We start from the raw sequence: 21,780 nt of genomic DNA on the forward strand, positions 1-21,780 counted from the left end.
TACGGCTTCCGCCCTCAATTCAGAGGACAGCCCCGCGGCACCTACAAACTGATATTCAATCCGCTCTTTATCAGTACCATGGATGACGGAATAATTGATTATAATAGCTCCTTAGAAATTAGTCGATAAACTAAAATGAGAAATGAATGGGAAAGGTGATGAAATGAAGATATTAAAGAAGGTTATATTATCAATAATTTTGGTTGGTATATTTGGGACAACACTTACTGCAACTGCCCAAGATTCACAGGAAACAGTCCTTAGAGAGGGATATCAAACTCCGTCGGAGGATATTGCAGAAGAGGTTCTAATGCCACGCCACAAAAATGTATCGCTAGATGATAACAATCTATCCCCCAGCGGTAACTATTTTTACAATACGATCGATGAATCTGGAATGGCGTCTCTTGCATCCTATGCCAAGCCATACTACAATTTGGCCGGCTTACAAGTAGATCGAGAAGCCAATCGCCTACGCCGCATGACGACACAATCTACTGTGGGACTTGAACTCATTGACGCCCTGAACGGTGAAAAACACTCAATTGATACACCGGATAATGCACGTATTTCCGGCATCACTTGGTCACCGGACGGATCAAAGCTAGCGTATTATGCTCATTTCAAAGATGCCACCCATATTTATGTAGCCGACGTCAATAGCGGCGAATCGCGCCGGATTAGCGATCATGTTGTTCTTGCTACGCTGCAAGCATCCATTGAATGGTCGGGCGACAGCCGCTATGTATTTGCCGTGCTGCTGCCCGAAAATCGCGGCGATGAACCCGCCAAACCTACTATACCGGATGTTATTGAAGTTCGGAACACAACTCCTGATGAAAATCGACTTCGCACCTATCAGACCTTACTGAAAAATCGTAATGAAGCAAATCTCCTTGAATTTTATATAACAGGTCAGCTGGTTCGTATCGATACCCGTAACAACGATATCCAAGAAATTGGGGATCCGGCTATGATCAGATCCATAAATCCAGCGCCGAGCGGGGAACATTTAATCGTGAGCACTGTACAGCGCCCGTTTTCTTACATCGTACCCTATTATAGCTTCGGATGGGCCGAGGAGATTTGGGATATTGACGGAAATGCACTCACCGAACTGCGCAACAGTGAAGCCCGGGAAGGAATACCCGACCATGACAAGATTGAAGATTATAATCGAAGCAATATTAAATGGCGGCCGGACGGTAAAGGATTGAGTTTCGTACTAACGCCCGGAGAAGACGAGGATGAAGAGGGGAAAGGAGATGATAATGATGAGGAAGAACCGGAAGAAAACGAAGAAAAATCTCAAAGGGATTTATACAAGATTGCCCAATGGACACCCCCATTTGAAGACAGTGACATTCAATTTCACTATGAAACCGAAGAAGAAATTCGATCGGTAAATTACAGTGAGGGTGCGAATATCTTCTTTGTATCAGGCAGTCAAAATGGCAAAGAACATCTTTATGCTGTTTTCTCCGATCAGACCGATACTACGTTCACTATCTACAAATATGATCGGGATGATTTTTATGAGAATCCGGGAAATGTTGTTAACAAACCCGGAGAGCTGGGTGAACCTGTAATCCGTACCAGCAGTGATGGCACACAGATCTATCTCATCGGTACGCAGTACCACGAAAATTATAACGAAGAGGCACCCCGACCCTTTCTCGACCGGGTTAAAATTCGTTCCGGCAAAAAGGAGCGAATCTTTCAAAGTTCGGAAGATGTGTACGAGGAAATAGCTGCTATGCTTGATGATGATGCCTCTCAAATGGTACTTGAACGTCAAACACCTGAAATGTACCCCGACTTCTGGTTACATGAAACCTCTAGTGGCGATCGTACAAAATTAACGGATAACGTTGATTACCATGAAGAGATTACCACAGCTCAGCGTGACCGATTCAAGGTAAAACGTGCAGACGGTTTTGAGTTCTGGGTTGAAGTCACGCTGCCGGTTAACTGGGATGGCGAACCAAAACCGGGATTAATCTGGCACTATCCACGAGAGTATGACGATCAGGAAGATTATAATAAAGGCCTGCGTGACTATAATAAGAATGATTTCCCCGGCATCTATCGTCGCTCTCCAGAGATCTTGGCAAAACGCGGATATTTAGTCATTAATCCCGACTGGCCTATCGTTGCAGAACGCGGTGGTTCCAATGATGGATTCGTCTGGAGCATTGTCCAAAACAGTACTGTGGTTATCGACAGTGTAGTCAAGAAAGGGTATGCAGATCGGGATCGAATGGCCATCGGCGGACACAGCTACGGAGCTTTCGGGACGGCCAATGCCATGATCCATACTTCTTTCTTTAAAGCTGGCATTGCGGGAGACGGTAATTATAACCGTACGCTTACTCCCATGGGATTCCAGCGTGAGCCAAAAGATCTCTGGCGGGGACTAAGTCGCTACCTTGAAATGTCACCGATTTTCTGGGCTGATCGTTTGGATGGTGCCCTCTTGATGTATCATGGCGAAGAGGACCAAAACGTCGGAACCTGGCCTACCCACTCCAGAAGGATGTTCCATGCGCTCAATGGCATGGGCAAGCCGGCGGCGATGTATATGTATCCTCATGAAGCTCACGGACCTGCTGCCGAGGAAACGATGCTCGATCTCTGGTCTCGCTGGTCAGACTGGTTGGATCACTACGTGAAAAACGGCGGTGATCATGTTTTGGAGACTGAGTTGGGAGAAGTGGATAAGGACCAAACAGTTACCAGTGGGAATTAATAATATTAGTAATAAGGTGGTCTAATAAAGCGAATTTAATCCAGATTGGGGCATCTGTCCGGAATAAATGATTAGCAGATATTCTCAATAAAAAGGCGGCTTTCGGGCCGCCTTTTTACTTTATAAGAGAAAACACTTTTTTGAGTGTATTTAATATCTGTAGATTACAGCTGGATATCCTTCTCTTGAAATAAGGCATACAAATACATCTAGGTAATAAGATATTCCAGGAACTTTGGCTTTTCCAACAACTGTTTCCACAGGTCCACTTCGTCATCTGCACCAACAAAGATCACTATTTCCACCTGGTCTATGATGCCAACAAGATCATCTGGATCCTGCTGTATGAGTTTGACGATCAGATGCTCTTTGACGAGAAGCAGGTTGACGTGGATATCCAGTGGAACGGGTTATCCGGATCGGAAGATTAGTCCCCAATTGCCGTTGTTCTTCCATGCCTTGCCTACGAAGGTCCCGAAGACGGTAATCTCTTCCCACTCATCAGGAGTTATGGAGATCGGCTCGTAGGCCGGATTTTCCGGCTGAAGCAGGACGCCGTCTGCTTTCTTACGGATGGTTTTTAAGGTGGTTTCTCCGTTATAGAGGATTGCCCCGATTTCCCCGTCTTTCGGCGGGCGGGGATCAATGATGATATAATCGCCATCGCGGATGTCTGCATCGATCATGCTTTCCCCGTCCACGATCAACGCAAAGTAGTGATCAGATTTGGAAGGATGAATTTCGACGGGAAGGTGCCCCAGGTTTTCGCTTATCGCCTGATGCATGCCACCGGCCGCAATGCGCCCCTTAATGGGAATGCCCGGGTAAAAACCAGGAAGCCGGTTTCGCTTGCTGGGATGGATATCATAATTGCCCCGGCCTTTCTTGATCAGATAGTTTTTCTTCTCCAGGGCGTTGAGATGTTGAAAGATGCTATTGGTAGAACTGTAGCCGAACTCCTCCTGCATCTCGGCATAGGAGGGGAATTGGCTGTAGTCTTCCAAATAGTCAATGATGAATTCCCAAAGCTCGGACTGTTTGTCGGTCAGTGATTTCATAGGAAGGGATTATACAAAGAAAAACATGAAAAGCAATATGAAGAAGGTCTTACTGATGAACACGTAGTGTTTTCTTTTGTAGCGTCGGCCCGTTGAGAGGGGCGGGAAAAGGCTATCCCTTTAACTAGGGATGGCCTTTTTTATGCGGTAGTAAATTGAATACTGCTAATATCATAGTTACTCCTTAACAAGCTGTTGCTGATCCATTTTACAACATGTTAAGCAGAGATCTACTTCGTTATAGAGTGTCTTTGCTTTCTTAAAGGCTTCTTCGTCGGTGTCAAAATTTCCCATCTTGACCACACCTTTTCTGATAGGCAACCAAACACAATTATCCCGATGAAGTTCATGTTTCCCGTACTTTTTAATATAATAAGCAGTCATCTTGAATCTCTCCCATATGTTTTATTCCCGTTTTTTCTCTAGAAAAATTCTCTCCTGTTACTAAACTAATGAAAAAATAACTTATTAGTTAGAAGCAGTCGTTCTACTCATTTTTTTTTCAAATGGTAAGCATAGAATGACAAAGATTTATTGCTGTACTTCAGTGAGTAGTTTTTGCCCTCAGAAAGAAGGTCAGATTTTGAAACGCTCAAACACTGGTGCCCGAAAGGTACCATTCGAATTAATCTCATTATATGATATTTCCGCTTTCAATATTGGTTCTATCCATGTGGTATCCTTTGATTGCGGGGCAAAGTCCGGTTTTTTTGTTTTTTTGATTTCAGAAAGAAGCGTGTAGCTCTCCTTGAGCTGTTTGTCTGAGAATCCCGTCCCCACCTTGCCACGGTATTCCAGCCCTTCTTCTGTGATTTCAGCGATTTCCAATGCTCCAAAATAGGGTGATCGATCTCCGGATCCTTTCGTATAGCCAATGATCTTACAAACAACTTGGTGCCGTACTTTCACTTTTTGCCAGTGATTGGATCTGCGACCGGGCTGGTATTTGCTTGATCGTTCTTTGGCTAATATCCCTTCAAGGTTCTGCTCTTTAACCGCCTGAAAAAGCCTTTTTCCATCCTTGAAATTTTCACTGATCCGGTACTGATTATCCGGTTGTAAGACAGTGGCCAATGTCTCCTTGCGTTTCCACAGGGGATGATTTGTTAGCGGTTCATCATTCAGGTATAAACAATCAAATAGATAAAGTTGAACCGGATGAGATTTTTGCAGTCGCTGAATTTTCATAGGATCCGACGTGCGCACGCGCTTAATGATTCGGCTGAATGATGGCCGACCATTTTCATCTGGGCAGATGATTTCTCCGTCAAGAACTGCATTTTTTGCTTTAATGGGAGGATTGTGCAACTCCGGAAATTGAGCAGTTACATCATTCTTGTTACGGGTCCGAATGCAGATCTCTTCTTTATTGTAGGTCAGGATGGCCCGCACCCCGTCCCACTTGACTTCGTAGAAGTAATCACCGCGCGGGATTCGATCCACAAGTTCGGCCAGCATCGGCTTTATCGGATCATGCAGCCAGTCCATAAGTTTCAGTCGAATGAAATTTGACTTATCCTAAACTTCCAAATGCATGATGCTGTTCCGAAAGGAAAAAAGAAGACTCCATAAGTATCAGTTGTGGAGTCCTGATTATTCAGCAAGAGAGACGCCCTAGGTTGGACGCTGTGATGTATCTATTTTTTCTTTTGGTATATCAAATTTTTATCAAATTAAAATTTACAAATACTGTTATAGTTATTGATACTTATGATACAACTTGTACCAAAGCTCATTTAAACTTATTATTGATTTCTCGTGTAGCCTTATTGAGGTAAATTTTAGCGGCAACATCGTTAGGATTTTCTTCTAAAACTTGGCTGAATTTTTGTGTAGCATCGGCAAAATGCCCCTCATGAAATTTTTTTATTCCTTCATTAAAACACTCTTTAAGTTCTTGTTTTAATTTACCTTGTGCGCTTAAGTCGCCATCTATAATTTCATAAACGGTTATGGGATTTTCTTTACCTTTAACTTTTAATTTACCAAGGCGTCTAAAGTGGTATAAGTTCTTCTCATTTATTCTATTGTATAGCTTTTCACTAATTAATAACGGGGCTTCATATTTCTCGGCCAGTTCCTCTATTCGAAAAGTTTGATTGACATCATCCGAAATTGCAGTAACCTGATACCTGTCTTCATCCCCAATAACTCCCAATTGGACGCTTCCATAATGCAGACCAGTCCTAAAACGGATAGGTTTGCGATCGTGCTTTACACGTTCTTCATTATATTGGCTGATAACTTTTTGCATTTCGATTGACGAACGGATAGCATTAATCGGTTTATTTGGGAATAATGCCATTACACCATCTCCTAGATATTTATCAATGATCCCGTTATTCGATCTGATACAAGGACTGATGCGTTTTAAAAATGCATTTAAGAGTTTGAAACTTTCTTCCGCAGAGAGTGATTCAGAAATTGAAGAGAAGCCACGTATATCTGCAAATAAGATAGTGATGTTTTCTTCTGTCTGATCACCAAGCTGTATGCTGGTTAATCCTTTATCACTCACATGCTGGATAAACTCGCGGGGCACAAATCTACCGAATAAATCCAACAATTCTTCAAGTTTATCTTGAGTCTGTTTTTGCTTGGTTATATCCTGTCCCGTGCCAATAAGATACTGCTCTCCATTCATTTCAAAACGAGACATTCCAAAAACAAACGGTGCGGTTGTCCCGTCTTTTTTTAAAAGATCAGCTTCGAAAGTGAGTTCTCTCCCTTTTTCTAGTGCTTCATTGATCTTGTTCCCTACTTTTTCTTGGTTATCGCTGTCAAAGTATTCTTCCGGTTTCATCTGGTTTATTTCATCTTCGGAGTAGCCGGTTGTTTGGGTAATATGATCATTCCAGCGGACTATTTCTCCACTCGGATTGTACATAAAAAAGTTCAACGGGAGACTGCTGATAATTTTTTTATTGAGTTTGTTTTCCTGTTTTAAAATTTCTTTTAACCGGTTTTGACCAAGGCGGAGTTTTAAATGTGCTTCCACCTCCTCGGCAAGAATACTAAGCGCTTCTATCTCATCATCGGAAAGAGTGTTCGGTTCTGAATCAAATACGCAGAGGGTTCCCAGCGGATAATCATTTACACTTTTTATGGTTACCCCTGCATAAAATCGCAACGGCGGCTCCCCTTTTACTATAGGATTATTTTTAAAACGTTCATCCTGATGAGAATCTGGAACGATCATCAAATTTTCATTCGAGCTAATAGTATGAGAACAAAAGCTTAATTCTTTTGGCATCTCAGAACTTCCCCAGCCAATATTGGCTTTAGTCCATTGCCGTTCTTTGCCGATGAAATTAACTTGGGCGGCTGAAGTATTACAAATGTGAGAAGCTAATTGGGCCAGTTTGTCAAAAGCTTCTTCCGGTGGGGTGTCAAGAATGTCATATTGATGGAGTATTTTTAAGCGTCGTTCTTCAAGATTCATCGTGATATTTACTTTTTTCGATTAAGTAAAGAACTATAGCAGAGATTTCATTACACCGTTACCAAGGGTTATTTTCTTGCAGGCGATTTTACCCTTTAGTCTGGGTTCATTTTGGTAAATTCATTTCTAATGGTAGTGCAAAGGGTACAAAGATCTTCAGTCTTTGAATGATAAGCCACCGCACCAGCCTCTAACATATCCTTAATAATATATTCATGGTTATAAAGGGAAAATCCGATAATCACCGCCTGTTGCTATTTGCAGTAATTTCTTTTGTAGCACTAATAGCATCCATGTTGGGCAGGTTAATATCCATCAAAATAATATCTGGTGAATATTTTTTTGAAAATTTAACAGCTTCCACTCCATTTGTTGCTTCAGCTATTACCACGAATCCATCCTCTTGTTCAAGCAATTTTTTAGTAGTCTCTCGGACTATCTTCTGATCATCAACAATCAGTATCTCAATTTCCTGTTTCATCTCATCCCCCCTATAAGTGAATTAGTCTTAGGCGCTCAGAAAAAGTTATTTCCTTTCACCCTATTTCGCCTTCAGCTAACTACTAACAGTCATCCTTGTTGGTTATAGACTACATCCTAAAAATACAGTTTCCTTTTTCTTTGCCAAATGGGAAAGGCTTATGAGCGAATATCAAAAAGGCGCTTATAGTTTTATAATTTTACTAATTTATTTCTACTCTTTCTGAAATTGCATAATAAAAGTCGTGCCTGTCCCCGATGAGCTATACTCGTATTCAGCGTCCAGTTGCCTGCTGAGTGTTTCGATAAGATTCATGCCTAAAGATTCTTCTCCGCTATTATCATCTTCAGGGAACCCAATTCCGTTATCTCTGATATTCAAGGTAATCAGGTCATTCGATTTTGTTAGGGTGATTTCAATCTTGCCTGTTGTTCTCCCCTCAAAAGCATGCTTGATAATATTGGTAACCACTTCATTGGCAATCAACGTGCATGGCAATGTTTGCCTCATACTTACGTAAACCGTATCACAACTGCTCACCAGGTCAATTTCTGTATCCGGATCCATGGTGGTAATGATGTCATTGGCTAATCTTTGTATATTTTCACCCAAGGCAATATCAGCAAAGTCACCAGATTGATACAGCTGTTCGTGAATACCTGCTACTGCTTTCATTCGATTGGCACTTTTTTGAAGGGTATTTACTAACTCGGGATCATCTTCTTGTAACCATTGCAGCTGTAACAATCCCGCAACCACTGCTAAATTATTTTTTACCCGGTGGTGGATCTCACCCAACAACGTACGATTTTCTTCTAACGAGTTTTCAATTCGCTGTTTATCTCGTTCCCGATCGGTAACGTCCTGGCTCGTGCCAATCGATGTTACGGCTTCCCCTTCATCATTATAACAATGAATAGCATGTGCTTCGATAAATTTAATTTCCTCATTGGGAGGTTGAACTTGATAAGTAGCTTCAAACGATGTTTGATTTTCTATCGAGTTGATATAGGCCTGTTCAACTCTCTGCCGATCTTCGGGATGTATCCGTTTTAAATATGCTTCATAGGAAGCTTCATATTCCGCTGGATCAAGTCCCAATAATCGATAAGTCTCATCCGACCAGAACAGCTCATCATTTTGTAAATCAAATTCCCAAATCCCAATACCCGCAAGGCATTCTACTGATTCAATCCATGTTTTTACTTTGGTATATTCTTCTTTCGACTGTTTTAGCTTGTCGGCTAAAGCACATCTTCGTTCGTCTGAGAGCTGTTCCCCCGATTCCAATGCATAGATAGCCTGGTCAATATTATTTTTAAAACTTCCATCTGTTGATTTCATGTCACTCCTAAAGCCTAATTATATTTCATATTAAAAATTTTTAATGTTAAATGAAAAGATGGTTTTTAGGCTATTTAAAGTCAGCACTTTACTAGTAGATGATCCTCATATGATGCGGGAAGAGCTGCGTAATATCATTGATAAAGTCGGGGAGGCAAATGTTGGAAAAAAACCATGTTTTTCCCTTTTGGATCGTCGGCCTTTAAGAGGGGCAGGGAAAGGCTTCGCTGTTAAATAGGTGGCCGATGCAAAAAACGGTAAAGTTTGTGGAGTAATTAAGGTTAGTTGATTAATATATTGTAGATATAATAAATAATCTCTTCTAAGGCTTTAAAGAATATTTTCATATGGGAGACAATACAAAAGGTAAAGAGTTGAAGAAGTTGAAAGAAGAAAACAAAAAGCTAAAAGAAGAGAATAAAAAGAAGGATAAAAAAAATCAGCGATATGAAGAGGATCTTTCCACAAAAAGCGTGATCGAACGCTGGAAAATTGGGAAATATCTACATGATTGCGGGAAATAATAGGGGCGGCAGCATCACCTTGTGAGGTAAGTGCTGCCGCCTTATTGCTCATCACTAAACCGTCGGTAGTGACTGCTTTTCGGGAAGAGGTGATATGAGGATAATGGCTGCTCAAGAGCGGTAGGTGATATAGTCAAGCAAAAGTTGCAGGCCGTGTTCGGGATTGCGGGTTGTAACATCACGCAGGCGCTTCGCCAGTTTCGGGTCAAGATCGCCGAGGCTGATAAGCACACCTGCAAATTGCCGGGAGCGCGTGATGGTCGTTATTCCGGGGGAATCCAATTCCTTGTAGATGTTATCTCGAAGGCTCGTGACGGGTTTTTGGGTAATGGTGGGCATAGCTGTAGACTAAGATTTAGGTCCGTTGGAGGTGACCAGCTTTTGCAGCTCGATAATGACTTCCGTGAGGAGCGTCTTTATTTGGTTGCTCACTGCCACGCCGGTAAAGCGCAGAAGTTGCCTGCAAGCGAGGTGGGCAGGGATATAGCAGAGCGTAGTTGCGTGTTGCCCTAATCCATCCACAAGGGGATATATCGTTTTTGCAATGCGTTCGGCTCCGATATCCCTGCTTATCGCTTCCTGGGAAAGTAGTTTGGCCATGCGTGTCCAATCCTGTATCGTAATCGGGCGCCCGTAAGACTGCATCAGTGCCAGTTGTGATTTAATGCGTTTGGCATAGCGCCCGTAGGGCTGCGGGTGGTCGCTAAGATATTCGAGGGCCATTTTGAGCAAGGGGATATGATCAGGATTCATGGCAAATATGGTTTTGATAACTAAAGGGTTGTGCTTGGCTCGTGGTGTCCATTGACGGCTGGTGGACTAAAACTGCCGTTAAGAGTAGGTTTCTCAACTTCACCAGCTTCCGGCTCCAAGTGACTGCCCCCGTCGGCGGGAAGGTGCCGAGGAGTCTCCTCCCCGGCACCTTTGGGTTGTTCGGCTTCGTTGTTCAGGAGGGCATCTTGTTGGGGTAAGTCAGAATTTTTCTGCGATTGAATCTTTTGGGCTACTGCGGCTTTAAAAGCCTCGGTTTGCTCGGGAGTTAATTGGCTTTGGCTTCCGGCCCGTTGGGCAAAGAGCCCTGAAATGACGCTAAAAAACAATGGAGCATTTTCCTCCAACATATCCAGCATGCGGCTTCCGGCATCGCGGCCGCCAGCCCGCTGTTCCATCTCCATGCGGAACTTTACCTTTTCCAGTTCTCCGAGCTCTTTTTCGAGAGCTTTGAGGTTGCTTCGTTGAATTTCTTTGAGACGGTCAATCTCGTTGCGGTGTGATTCCTTGAGGTCGGCCAGCTCTTTCTGGTGGGTGAGCAGAGTCGTGGTTTTGTCCTCGGCAAGTTCCCGCTTCAGATTCATAATCTCATCGACCTGCTGGCGGATCTTTCGGTCTGCATCGTGGAGCTCTCCTTCCAGCCGAAGAATACGATTGCTGTAATAACTTTCGTCCTTGGTCTCCCTGGAGGACGGTGATTGCCCAGAGAAGTCAGCGTCTACTTCAGCCTGCTTGTTTGGGTCGTCAATCCGGAAATTAATTTCTATCTCATGGTCGTCACCGGTATGCAGCGTATAGATGCCGGGCTCCAGGCGACACATGGCCTTGGCCACCTTGAAAGGAGAACGAATGTTGAACGGAATATCTTTTTCGACGTCGATGAAATCGTCGGTCCGGCCAGTAATGCGCCCAAAAATAGGCATACCATCACGCAGTTCCTGGAGCGTGGTGGCATAATCGCGTTGGCTTTCTACAGTATTTGACAAGTGCTGAGGCATCGGACCATAGGCTTGGTTAGTATGTCGTGATTGTATCAGTTTCGACAATCACCGATGTCAACGTAACACTATTTCAAATCAGGGGAAATACCCCGAAACAGGCTGGGATAGCCTGCAATAAGCTGTTTTAGATTGGGACAGGATGGGATAGGATGAGAAAAAATGACATAGAATTAGCGACTCATATTAGGGGGTAGTATTATATCAATTGCCGTTGATATAATATGCCCTATAAACCACCTATTTGTTTATTTGCTGTTTATCTACCATACTAGATAAAGCAACATAATAATTTATACAGTAATGCCTGTTGCGTTAATTATAGGTTAGGTGGCTAAACTAAACTCTAAAGAGGCTATTATGACATCAAAAAATTATGATAGAGAAATTACATTAATGTGTCCTACTTGTGGTGAATCACAATTCCTATATGATATGGAAGGCGAAATTGAAACAATGGAATTCAAATGTATTTCCTGTAATCAAATATTTACCAAAGACGATTTAATGAAAGAAAATCGTGAGTTATTCGAAGAACATTTTTCTGAAATAGGTAAAGAAATATTAGAAGATGCTGCTAAAAAGCTTAGGAAAGCATTTAAAAACCTTTAAATAAAATTGTTGGAGAATCATTTGATAGAATTTGTGCTGAAATATCTAAGTGAAATTATAGCTTTATTTGCCTTACTGCTTTCGGGTTTTGCAACTATTAAATCTTTAAAGTTCAAAAAGAATGAAAATGAACTAATCGAGGTTCAGAAAAAATTAAACAAACTAATGCTCGAAAAAGAAAAAAGAGAAGCTACTCAAGCTAAAAGAGCTGATTTAGGTGCAAATTTCATTACTATCGGTAAACATAAGCATCGACTTAAAGTGTTTAATAAAGGAGAGGGTACTGCGTATAACGTCGATATTACATTTCCAGACGGAAATGATTTGATACTTGAACATGGCCTAAAAGAAAAATTCCCTTTAGAAATAATGGAACGAGGACAATCCGTTGATTTAGTTGCAGCATTTGACATGCAATCAAAAAGTAAGCTAAAGGTTAAATTAAAATGGGAAAATGAAAATGAAGAGGCCGATGAAAAAATTCTCTATCCTACTCTTTAGAAATACCAGCCACCTAACCCGCGCATGAACTCGGACAGATCTCGCTATGACCTTGCCTCCTGTTCATTTATTAGTTAATCTTTCATTTTACAATTAATTCGAGATTCCGGCGCCTGCCGATTGAGCGTCATGTCGTTAGGCATTTACCGACAATTCAAGAGATAAATAAATGAAAGAATATTTTGCATATGTAGATGAATCAGGAGATCCCATCTTCAATGAATCTGCATCTCGAATTTTCTTTTTAGGTGCAGTTCTTATAGAAAAAGAAGAGCTTGAAGAAACACGTCATAAACTTGCCGAGTTAAAAAATGGATACGGTGTTGGTGAAGAGTTGAAGTCTTCCAAGATCGGCAGTTTTAGTAGAAGGTTAGGGATAATTACTGATCTTGCAGATCTAAATATTAAATGTCTTTCAGTATGGGTTAAGAAAAGAGAGTTAGAAGGCGAATGGTTTAAGTTTAAAACCACTTTCTACAAATATATTCAAAGCCTCTTAAATCATGAGATTTATAGATTATTCAGAAATGTCAGTGTTACTTTAGATCGATATGGTACTAAAGAATACAGAGAATCACTCGAAAAATATCTAGATGAAGCTTTACAAGGAGAATTATTTGATCCAGCTGTTTATATTGGTAGCGCAAAGAATGAAGAGTTAATCCAAATTGCAGATTTTTTCAGTGGTACTCTTCGTAAGATTCTACGCAGTGATTTTTCAGAACAAGAAAAAGCCCAGTTATTATCAATTCTTGAACCAATTTGGAATGTGAAGATTGTAATTCCAGATCAAGGGAAGTACGTCAATACTGAAATTTTAGAAGATAGCGACGAGTATCTAGATTATTTTGTTAAAGATACACGCAGATATCTCGACAGAGAAACACATCAAGAAAAAGCAAAAATACGATCACTTGAATATTTATATAACACAGCAATAATTACACCCGATGAATTTGTTTACACTGATGAAATTCTAAATTGGCTAACAAACTTCAATATTTATTTGTCGAAAGAGGAATTTCGTAATAAAGTTACCGCATCTTTAAGAGATGATGGCCTCATAATTATTGGGACTCGAAAAGGGTTAAAATTACCAACAAGATTAGCAGATATTACTGATTATCTCGATTTTTCTATCAATCAAGCACTGCCCATTCTAAAAAGAATGAAGAAAGCTATTACTACAACATCAGCTCATCCCGATTTACCTAATTTAGCAGACACGCTAAGCGATGAGATGCGATCAATATTGAGAAAAGTAAATGCCTGACTCACCTTTAACGCGGACGTGTCTCGCCAATTTTTTGCCCCTCTTGGTTTTAAGTCTCTACTTTCGTTAGTTGCTAATTCAATATTAATGTGTGCGCAATTTCGTTAGGTGTTTTTGGAATTTAGTTAATCAATTTTTCCACAGACTTTGAAATCCTTATATCATGGTTATCGGAGAATTGAATTATTACATCCTTAATTCCAGAGTAATTCTTAACTAACCATTGATTCTGTTTTTTTGATATGTAGTTTACTCCTCCTGTAGTTGATTGTAACACAGCAATTACTTCATCGGATTTTAAATTCTCTTCAAGGTATTTGTAGGTAGCATCATCAGATTCTGGATGAGAAATAACAATATTACTATCACTATTTATAAAAATGTCGTAATTGGGTGGGATACTCATATTTGTTTCTTTTGTTGAAAGATGATTAGTTAAAATTATTTGTTCTTGTACAAATAAAAACACTTACCCCGCCTTTAAGTAGACGTGTCTCGTCCTGTCTTGTCAGTTTTGGGTTACTCAATTTCTGTAGTACATTTTGTTTTTTAATCAACTTTGACCTGCACGCAGCTTATGTGCAATGTCGTCAGGTACTTTTTCAATCAATCAAGCCTTAATAGTTCATGGAAGTTGCATTTGATGAATCTGGTAATACTGGACAAGACTTATTGAATAAAGCCCAGCCCGTATTTGTATTAGTTTCTTGTCATTTAGAAGCAGACGAAATAAATAAACTTGATAAGGTTTTTAATACCCATGCTGATGAAATTAAATTTACAACCCTAAAAAGATCCAACTCAGGCCGAAATCAAGTTATTGATTTTCTATCTCATCCATTAGTAAATGAAAAGCATTTCAAGGTTAGTATCTACCACAAAAAATACATGGTAGTAACAAAAATAGTTGATTTACTAATAGAAAATGTTGCTTATCGACAAGGTATTGATCTTTATGAAAAGGGAGCAAATTTAGCTATGTCTAATGTTATATTCTTTACATTTCCACCCTTTATAGGATCAACTTCCTTCAATACCCTTTTAGAAAATTTCGTAATCCTTATTCGTGAAAAAGATCAATCTAGTGTTTCAAAATTTTATAACCAATGTGAACTTCTTTTTAATAGTGTCAACCAACAATTAAAAGGAATCATAGGAACTATATTAAAATCAGAGGAAATAATTGATGATATATTAGAGCAGGTCGATATTGTAGCTTTAGATCCGGCGATACCCTCTTTTATTGTACATTGCGATTTTTGGGGTAAAGAATTGAAAAATAGATTTGATATTATTCATGACAGTTCAAAGCCATTAAAGCAGTATAAAGAAATTATTGAATCCTTAATGAGTGAAGAGGTCGAAGAAAAAGTAGTTGGCTATGATAGGAGAAAATCAACATATCCACTTAAAGTTGATAATTTTAATTTAAAGGATTCAAAATCTGCTAAATCACTTCAATTTTCTGATTTATTATCTGGTACATTTAATCATTGGCTGAAAGGAAAAATAGATAATTCAAAACAAGATAAACTTTGGAAAAGAATTAATAGTAATTTAAACGAAGACCTTATCATAAATAGTGTTTGGCCATCCCAAGCAGTAACCCCACAAGAATTAGGAACAGATCAAGGAACATCGGAAGAAACTTCTGGTTTTGATTATATAGGTCAAATCATAAAGGAAAATAGAGAAAAAAATACCTAGCCCGCGCATTAACTCGGATGCACCTCGCCCTTCCTTGTTTTACTTTCTTATCAGCAAATAGTAAACTAAAAATTAAATTTAAAACAGTATGTACGCCGGTTATGCGCTATGTCGTTAACATGCTTAAAATTTAGTTCCGTTTTATGATCCCAATTTATCAACAAGGTGATGGTCAGGGAATAGGACATTCTTTCCAGAGTTTTAGAGAGGAATTTTTATCAATATGTAAAACCCATATTAAGGAAGATCGGGCCCAAGCATTCGCCTTTATCTTTTATAATTTCAGAGATAAGGGGGTCAGACATGTTCTGAAATCTCAAGGTGGTTTTGCAAGACTTGACCGTTTGTCTGGCAAAGATCTGTCTGTCTTTTATCTCCACAATGATAATCAAGAAATGATCGATAAGTTTAATAATCATTTTTTGAATGCCTTGAATGTTAAGGAGGATGTCCATCTTCCATGCGTTTTGTTTTTCAAACTAAAAGATGAAAGTATCGTAGATATTACTATTGTTGAACTTGAAAGAGAGGACTTGGCATTTGCCTTCGATGAACTTTACAGCTCAATTGAAAATTACATTGAAGGTATCGATAGCCAGATAGGAAACACTACAAAAAATAAAGTTATAAAGGTTTACAAAAAGACTACGTCAATCGCATATAACAAATTCATTGAAATATTAATGGAAGGAGCAATTCAGTCATTTTAAAATTAATCAGCATGCTAACCCACGCATTAACGCAGACACCTCGCTAATTCTCTGCCACCTTGGTTTTGAGACTCTACTTTCGCTAGTTGCAAGATAAACTACTAATCCGTGCGACGGTTATGCGCAATGTCATTATACTGCATACTGCTATTTTACACATGAAAAAAATTTACAAATATCTTACTGAGCATATTGAAGCTATAGTTGCATTAGGTTTTGTTATCTGGATGGTTTCATATGTAGAAGGTGCTGAGTCCAAAAAGGGGATAATAAATTTTACAATCCCATTGTTGATTTTTCTTTTCTCACTCTACAAATCATTTTACTACGTGTTGTATTTAAAAGAAAGAATAGGTTTGCATTATGTTAAAAACCGTAATTTTGGAAAAACTGTATTTGCAATAGCTCTTACACTAACTAGCATCTCAATATCTTTCGCTGTTGACTATCTTTTGATTGACCATTTTGTACAAGGTTCATTTTCTGGGTATAGTGGTACGACCTTACTATCAAAAATTTTTGATTTTACATATTTCTCAATTATGACTATGACCACGCTGGGATATGCTGGAGTTGAGCCATCTGGTTATTGGTCAAAATCGATTGCAGCGATTCAAGTCCTTACTTCATTTTCGATAATTGTATTTCTAATTGCCAACTTAGATGAGGTTAGACCGTTCAGTGAAGAAGAGGAAAATATGTATTAGATCAGTATACCCCGTGCATTCAAGCGGACAGGTCTCGTCTATTCTTGCCAGCCTCACTTTTTATAGTTAAAATTTCATTTTAAGCAATTTCAACGCGTTGGCGCGTGCAACTTAGGCGAAATGTCATTATGTACAAATTATCTTAAATATGAAACCAAAAGAAATAGCTAGAAAAGCTGGTAGAATTTTCGTGAATGAAATCCCAGCTGACTGGATTTATAGAGATCAGGAGGATCAAGAAGATTATGGGATTGACGCTGAAATTGAGCTTACAAATGAAAATGGACATGGGAATGGATTTATTTTCAAAGCTCAAATAAAGGGGCAAGAAAAGATTGAAAAAGATAATATCTCAGTCTCTTTAAGTTTAAAGAAACTGAACTATTATTTAAATAAAGTAAAAATACCGGTAGTACTTACACTCGTTGATATTAGTGAAAAACTAATATTTATCCGTACCCTTCAGGACGATAAAGCCTTAAGAAAAAAGTACAGGAAAGCTAGTAATTCAAACCAAGAAAGCCTTTCAGTTAAATTCGATTCAGAAAGAGATTTATATCACAAACCTGAAGAACTAATTAACTCAGTTGAATCAAATTTTGAGTGGCTAAGACTAAATGAGCTCAATAATATATCCGAGAAAGCTAGTTCTATAATTGATGAATTAGAAGATTCTGAAATAGAAAAAAGCTTAAATAAACAAAAACTGCTGAGCTATTTTCTTTATACGAAAAAGTTCGAGCAGTTATTTAGAGAAGGGAAATATCAAGAGTTATATGATGAAGCTAATAAAGTATTCTCAAGTGAAACTGAAAAGATTGAAACCCGTTTAAGCTCTGCGAGCTATATTGAGAAAATATATCTTGATGAGTTTCAAAATGATTATTTAAATCTAAATAGAAGACTTTTTGGCCTTTTTTCCACTATTTTAAAAATAGTTCGTACAAATAAAGTTCCGGATCATTTAAAGTATTACGCTATTGGTCTAAATAGACAGCTTAAATTAAAAACATTAGTAGACCATGATTATCAGCTCTACATTAGTAAAGCAACAACTAAAAATGATCCCATTTCTTCTTGGGTAGTTGATTACACAAGGAGTCAGGTAAGTTATCAAGCAACAAAGAATGTAAATAAAGCGATTTATTACTTATCTCGATGCTTGAGATATGGATACATAAATATTTATGTCGAGATGGTACCCCGTCTGATACCTAAACTTAGTTTATTTGCAAGTCGGTTACATCAAGAAGGGCTAAGAGAGAAAAGTGGCAAGCTTTATAAAATTTTAGAAAATTTTGCTGATCTCGGCTCTGAAATTATAATTAAGAATGAACTGAATGACTACTTACCTGATTATGCCATTTTATATGCAAGTTTTGTTCATGGCAATGAAGCCAGAAAAGAGGAATTAATATCTAAGGGGAAAAGATTATTAGATCAAATCTCGAGAAATGATATCAAACAAAACGTAGAAAATGTATTTACCCAAATTCTACAAAACGACTCTGGAGAATCTAAAGACCTCACTCCTGAAGAAGAAATTCAATGGTACCGGCGAAGAGCCCAAAGTATGGGTATAGATGTTGATAATCCTGATGATGAAATTGGACGAATAATAGCTCAAGGTTTAGAGGACTATAATCCTGAAAGAGTAATCAAAGATTGTGAAAACTTAGTCGTATTACATTCAGGGATACTTGGAATTCCAGCTAAAATGGTAGGATTGCCTACTGCTGGAACTAAATATTTGTATTGCACCAAGTTTGAATATCTTCACGGAGGGTGGTCTCTAGATGAGATTTATGATGGTCCTTTAGGAGGTTTTAAAGAGAAACATTGTAAAGGTTGTGAAGCAAAATGCCCTCGTCCTGATGATTGGAAATGGTCTAGCGAGTGGCAAGAAGAGATAAACCAAAAATATATTGATGTAATTAATAGAATGGGAGAAATGTAAAATTTGTACCTAACCCACCTTAAGTTGGATAGACCTTGCCAATTCTTGCCAGCCTCACTTTTTATAGTTAAGCTTTTATTATGTAAATAACTTCAACACGTTGGCGCCTGCAGCTTATGCGCGATGTCGTTAGGCATACTGAAAAAACTACAAATTAAGTATGGTTGGAATACTTGCTTACGGATCATTGATCGACAATCCTGAAACTGAGATTGAAGACCGTATCGTGAAGATTATCGATGAAGTGGAGACCCCGTTTGCGGTTGAATTTGCACGGTCAAGCAATGGTCGGAGTGGTGCCCCCACCCCCTCATTCCAGTAGAGAAAGGTGGGGCGCGAGTTCGCGCAAAGATTTTTGTCTTAGAAAAGGACGTTAGCGAGCAAGAAGCAAGGGATCTCGTTTATCGGCGTGAGATTAATCAGGTTGGGACTAACAGACGTTACGATCCCCCGGATCAGCCAACAGAAAATAGCGTGCTAGTAGAGACGACTGACAAATTCACTGACTTTTCAGCTGTCGTGTACACCAAAATTGCCAGTAACCTGAAAGACACAAGCCCTGAACATCTTGCCGACCTTGCTATTGAGAGTGCAAAGAAAGAACGCAGTAGTGGGCGCGACGGCATCAGTTATTTTAGATGCGAAACGAAATAGCATAGAGACACCTCTGATGCAAGATTATGAGAAGGAAATCCTCCGAAAGACAGAAGTAGTTTCATTGGAGGAGGCTCACTCATCTCTCACGTCTTGAGGATGGCATAACCCGCCTTTAGATCCTAAATAGATTCCAAGTACGACAGGAGCCAAGGAGGATAGCCACATAACTCAGATCTTTTTTCACTCGCAAAATACCTCAAAGGTCTTTCCCAAGAATATTAATTCTAATATTGGCTATACTTCAAAGTAGTAAAAAGAGTGCAGGTATTTATGAATTAATTTTAAAAGCTATGGAATACGACAAAGAAAAAGTTGATGAGGTAGTACTTGCCTTGTTGTGGCTAACAACATTCAATGAAAGTCCTGGGACTCGGGCTTGGAAGGGGCATAGCTGGGAGCACCTGGATCGACTACACGAAAAAGGATATATTGGCGATCCCAAAAACAAGAATAAATCCGTCATAGTAACAGAAGAAGGGGAGAGGCGTTCAAAAGAGCTTTTCAGCAAGTGTTTTGGAATAGAAAATGCATAGGAAGTTGGATTACGCATTAATTGTACCTACCCAAGTTCCCAATCAACAGCTTTCAGTCGTTCGGAAACCCTCTTAATATTACTAAGTACAGCGCGATCGTCCGGAAGATCGCCAATAACCAACTCTTTAAAAGTGCCGTTATAAACAGACTTGATCTTATCCCAGGTCGCTTCAGGTTTGTCAAAAAGCAGGGCTGATGCGGGGTGCTCGTACAGCCAATCGTATTTGTCACCATAGCTTTCGATATCATCGGCTCCGACTTGAAGTAGCATCTGGTCCAGCTTATCGCTTTCAAAGAAGTCTTGGATCGCGGGTTGTTTTAACAGCATGTGAATATCGTAGGTATGGCGGACTTTGTTTCCGAGATCCTCATACGGGTTTTCGGCATGTGAGAAGCGGACCAGCGACATTATTTTTTCGCAAAAGGTTCGCTCTATAGTTAGTACTTTCAAGGGGAAGGGGGCTAACCCATATTTTTCAACCAGCTCTTCCTGACCTCTCGCTTTCATCATATCGGCAATGAACGAATGAATCTCTACTTCTTCATGAGGTTCAAAATGCCCTAGTCTTGATACTTCTACAATGATTTTATCACGAACCTGGCCAAAGGTTTGGTCATATCCATGTTTCGCATATTCGTAGGCTACTTTCCTGTTTTTACCACGTTTCATAGTAATCCCCGGCAATGGGACTTCCTCCAAATCAGTATCATCAACCACTTTGCTGACGTCCCGGACTCTTTTGTCCATTTGGTTGTTGGACAGCTCGGGATCTTCTAACACCACAAGATCTATATCCTCAGAAAACCGGTTGATCGCCTGGTAACATTTGGAGAGGGAGGTGCCGCCCTTAAATACAGCAACGTCTTTCATATCCGAATGAAAGATCGCATGAAGGGCATAAGTTACCCAGTAGTCTTTCTCGATATAGATTTCCCGGATATTCTTATGATCGGCCGTAGCCCTTATGGCATCCCGAAAGATTTCGGCATCTTCATGTAGATTCATCTAGACAATATTCCAATTTTGAGCTGTGGGCAAGCTATTGCTAAGACTGCCGAACTCGTAACTTGACATGGGATTTAGGCTATTTTTCAATTTGGGGAAAGCGCTGTTGAATTCCTGATAGGTAAGCAAGGCTCCCAGTAGCGCCCGCACGCGGGGAGGATATTGCAGGGCATAGGTAATTAGTTTATTTCTGTCGGGAGTACTTAAATCACGGATGCGGCCTTGCAGTTGCTCGACAGCATTATCGATATCCAGGTCGGGAATTTTATTGAAATCCTTTATAGCATCCAGGATCTCCAGGAAGCGGATATTCTCGTCAGTGGGATCCACATAGCTCTTAACCGATTTAATTCTCAGGTTATCGATCTCTGTATTGATCCTCTTTTTATTACAGGCCAGGGTAACGGTTTTGGGAACCTGTGTCGTAAGTCCCATCCGGTTATACAGGGACAGGCCGGTGATATAAGCGATACGATTGTCCCCTTCGTACATATAGGGTTTAAGCAGCTGCTCTTCATTGGGCTTTAAATCACCAAATACCGACGTCTTGGGCTTGTAAAACAGACCTTTGGAAATCCTTTTTACAACACCGTTGGATATCAACCGCTCGATGGCTTTGGTAGCAGCCGCGTACTCGCTGTTATCGATGCCGAGCTGGTCATATTTAAACGTTGTTCCTTCGTCAAAGGAAGAAACTTTCTCTTTTATTCTTTTAGCAGTACTCATAATGCTATGTCTTATGCTAATGG

The 21,780-nt window shown here is 39.8% G+C and carries 23 protein-coding genes; 12 read left to right on the top strand and 11 right to left on the bottom strand.

Going from position 1 to position 21,780, the window contains the following annotated elements:
- The first annotated feature begins 142 nt into the window (after positions 1–142).
- Positions 143–2,749, top strand: a complete 2,607-nt coding sequence (locus tag ACT3ID_RS13350) for a S9 family peptidase (protein ID WP_491542550.1) — start codon at positions 143–145, stop codon at positions 2,747–2,749.
- A 410-nt stretch (positions 2,750–3,159) separates the two neighbouring features.
- Here the strand turns inward: ACT3ID_RS13350 and ACT3ID_RS13355 are convergent, their stop codons facing one another.
- The 5 genes from ACT3ID_RS13355 to ACT3ID_RS13375 form a co-directional block, all read right to left on the bottom strand.
- A complete protein-coding gene (locus ACT3ID_RS13355; RefSeq protein ID WP_491542551.1) occupies positions 3,160–3,807 on the bottom strand; it encodes a LexA family protein in 648 nt (215 codons plus the stop codon).
- 576 nt (positions 3,808–4,383) lie between these two features.
- Positions 4,384–5,295: a non-homologous end-joining DNA ligase gene (ligD, locus tag ACT3ID_RS13360; RefSeq protein WP_491542552.1), complete on the bottom strand. Its 912-nt coding sequence runs from the start codon at positions 5,293–5,295 to the stop codon at positions 4,384–4,386.
- A 244-nt stretch (positions 5,296–5,539) separates the two neighbouring features.
- Positions 5,540–7,249, bottom strand: coding sequence for an adenylate/guanylate cyclase domain-containing protein (locus ACT3ID_RS13365; protein ID WP_491542553.1), 1,710 nt, complete (start codon positions 7,247–7,249; stop codon positions 5,540–5,542).
- A 241-nt stretch (positions 7,250–7,490) separates the two neighbouring features.
- Positions 7,491–7,730: a response regulator gene (locus ACT3ID_RS13370; RefSeq protein ID WP_491542554.1), complete on the bottom strand. Its 240-nt coding sequence runs from the start codon at positions 7,728–7,730 to the stop codon at positions 7,491–7,493.
- 213 nt (positions 7,731–7,943) lie between these two features.
- On the bottom strand, positions 7,944–9,074 hold the full coding sequence (locus ACT3ID_RS13375) for a sensor histidine kinase (protein ID WP_491542555.1): 1,131 nt from the start codon (positions 9,072–9,074) through the stop codon (positions 7,944–7,946).
- A 347-nt stretch (positions 9,075–9,421) separates the two neighbouring features.
- On the opposite strand from ACT3ID_RS13375, the gene ACT3ID_RS13380 reads away from it, so the two are divergent.
- On the top strand, positions 9,422–9,598 hold the full coding sequence (locus tag ACT3ID_RS13380) for a hypothetical protein (RefSeq protein ID WP_491542556.1): 177 nt from the start codon (positions 9,422–9,424) through the stop codon (positions 9,596–9,598).
- A 111-nt stretch (positions 9,599–9,709) separates the two neighbouring features.
- On the opposite strand, the gene ACT3ID_RS13385 is transcribed toward ACT3ID_RS13380, so the two are convergent.
- Genes ACT3ID_RS13385 through ACT3ID_RS13395 form a run of 3 tightly spaced genes read right to left on the bottom strand, consistent with a single transcriptional unit; the run spans position 9,710 to position 11,190 of the window.
- Complete coding sequence (locus tag ACT3ID_RS13385) at positions 9,710–9,937, bottom strand: hypothetical protein (RefSeq protein ID WP_491542557.1); 228 nt, start codon at positions 9,935–9,937, stop codon at positions 9,710–9,712.
- 9 nt (positions 9,938–9,946) lie between these two features.
- Positions 9,947–10,351, bottom strand: a complete 405-nt coding sequence (locus tag ACT3ID_RS13390) for a hypothetical protein (RefSeq protein ID WP_491542558.1) — start codon at positions 10,349–10,351, stop codon at positions 9,947–9,949.
- A 20-nt stretch (positions 10,352–10,371) separates the two neighbouring features.
- Positions 10,372–11,190, bottom strand: a complete 819-nt coding sequence (locus tag ACT3ID_RS13395) for a hypothetical protein (protein ID WP_491542559.1) — start codon at positions 11,188–11,190, stop codon at positions 10,372–10,374.
- 507 nt (positions 11,191–11,697) lie between these two features.
- On the opposite strand from ACT3ID_RS13395, the gene ACT3ID_RS13400 reads away from it, so the two are divergent.
- From ACT3ID_RS13400 to ACT3ID_RS13410, 3 genes are all read left to right on the top strand, one after another.
- Complete coding sequence (locus ACT3ID_RS13400; RefSeq protein ID WP_491542560.1) at positions 11,698–11,979, top strand: ECs_2282 family putative zinc-binding protein; 282 nt, start codon at positions 11,698–11,700, stop codon at positions 11,977–11,979.
- Between the two features lie 9 nt (positions 11,980–11,988).
- Positions 11,989–12,480 carry a hypothetical protein gene (locus ACT3ID_RS13405; protein WP_491542561.1) on the top strand — a complete coding sequence of 164 codons (492 nt, stop codon included), beginning with the start codon at positions 11,989–11,991 and terminating at the stop codon, positions 12,478–12,480.
- Positions 12,481–12,649: 169 nt separating this feature from the next.
- Entirely contained in the window at positions 12,650–13,753 is a 1,104-nt protein-coding gene (locus ACT3ID_RS13410; RefSeq protein WP_491542562.1) for a DUF3800 domain-containing protein, read from the top strand.
- A gap of 121 nt (positions 13,754–13,874) precedes the next feature.
- On the opposite strand, the gene ACT3ID_RS13415 is transcribed toward ACT3ID_RS13410, so the two are convergent.
- The gene (locus ACT3ID_RS13415; RefSeq protein ID WP_491542563.1) at positions 13,875–14,222 is read right to left on the bottom strand and encodes a hypothetical protein; all 348 of its coding nucleotides are present in this window, start codon (positions 14,220–14,222) and stop codon (positions 13,875–13,877) included.
- 158 nt (positions 14,223–14,380) lie between these two features.
- On the opposite strand from ACT3ID_RS13415, the gene ACT3ID_RS13420 reads away from it, so the two are divergent.
- From ACT3ID_RS13420 to ACT3ID_RS13450, 7 genes are all read left to right on the top strand, one after another.
- The gene (locus ACT3ID_RS13420; RefSeq protein WP_491542564.1) at positions 14,381–15,460 is read left to right on the top strand and encodes a DUF3800 domain-containing protein; all 1,080 of its coding nucleotides are present in this window, start codon (positions 14,381–14,383) and stop codon (positions 15,458–15,460) included.
- Positions 15,461–15,603: 143 nt separating this feature from the next.
- The gene (locus ACT3ID_RS13425; protein WP_491542565.1) at positions 15,604–16,170 is read left to right on the top strand and encodes a hypothetical protein; all 567 of its coding nucleotides are present in this window, start codon (positions 15,604–15,606) and stop codon (positions 16,168–16,170) included.
- A 119-nt stretch (positions 16,171–16,289) separates the two neighbouring features.
- On the top strand, positions 16,290–16,877 hold the full coding sequence (locus tag ACT3ID_RS13430; RefSeq protein WP_491542566.1) for an ion channel: 588 nt from the start codon (positions 16,290–16,292) through the stop codon (positions 16,875–16,877).
- Positions 16,878–17,025: 148 nt separating this feature from the next.
- Positions 17,026–18,834, top strand: coding sequence for a DUF4365 domain-containing protein (locus ACT3ID_RS13435; protein ID WP_491542567.1), 1,809 nt, complete (start codon positions 17,026–17,028; stop codon positions 18,832–18,834).
- A 160-nt stretch (positions 18,835–18,994) separates the two neighbouring features.
- Positions 18,995–19,156 (top strand): hypothetical protein, encoded by a 162-nt coding sequence (locus ACT3ID_RS13440; RefSeq protein ID WP_491542568.1) that lies wholly within the window; start codon positions 18,995–18,997, stop codon positions 19,154–19,156.
- A 152-nt stretch (positions 19,157–19,308) separates the two neighbouring features.
- Positions 19,309–19,488, top strand: a complete 180-nt coding sequence (locus ACT3ID_RS13445) for a hypothetical protein (protein ID WP_491542569.1) — start codon at positions 19,309–19,311, stop codon at positions 19,486–19,488.
- A 293-nt stretch (positions 19,489–19,781) separates the two neighbouring features.
- The gene (locus ACT3ID_RS13450; protein WP_491542570.1) at positions 19,782–20,024 is read left to right on the top strand and encodes a DUF6429 family protein; all 243 of its coding nucleotides are present in this window, start codon (positions 19,782–19,784) and stop codon (positions 20,022–20,024) included.
- A 26-nt stretch (positions 20,025–20,050) separates the two neighbouring features.
- Here the strand turns inward: ACT3ID_RS13450 and ACT3ID_RS13455 are convergent, their stop codons facing one another.
- Together ACT3ID_RS13455 and ACT3ID_RS13460 are read right to left on the bottom strand one after the other, a co-directional pair.
- Positions 20,051–21,031, bottom strand: coding sequence for a nucleotidyl transferase AbiEii/AbiGii toxin family protein (locus tag ACT3ID_RS13455; protein ID WP_491542571.1), 981 nt, complete (start codon positions 21,029–21,031; stop codon positions 20,051–20,053).
- Positions 21,032–21,757, bottom strand: a complete 726-nt coding sequence (locus tag ACT3ID_RS13460; protein WP_491542572.1) for a type IV toxin-antitoxin system AbiEi family antitoxin domain-containing protein — start codon at positions 21,755–21,757, stop codon at positions 21,032–21,034.
- Between the last annotated feature and the right edge of the window lie 23 nt (positions 21,758–21,780).

This window comes from Fodinibius sp. GM108 (assembly GCF_058386985.1).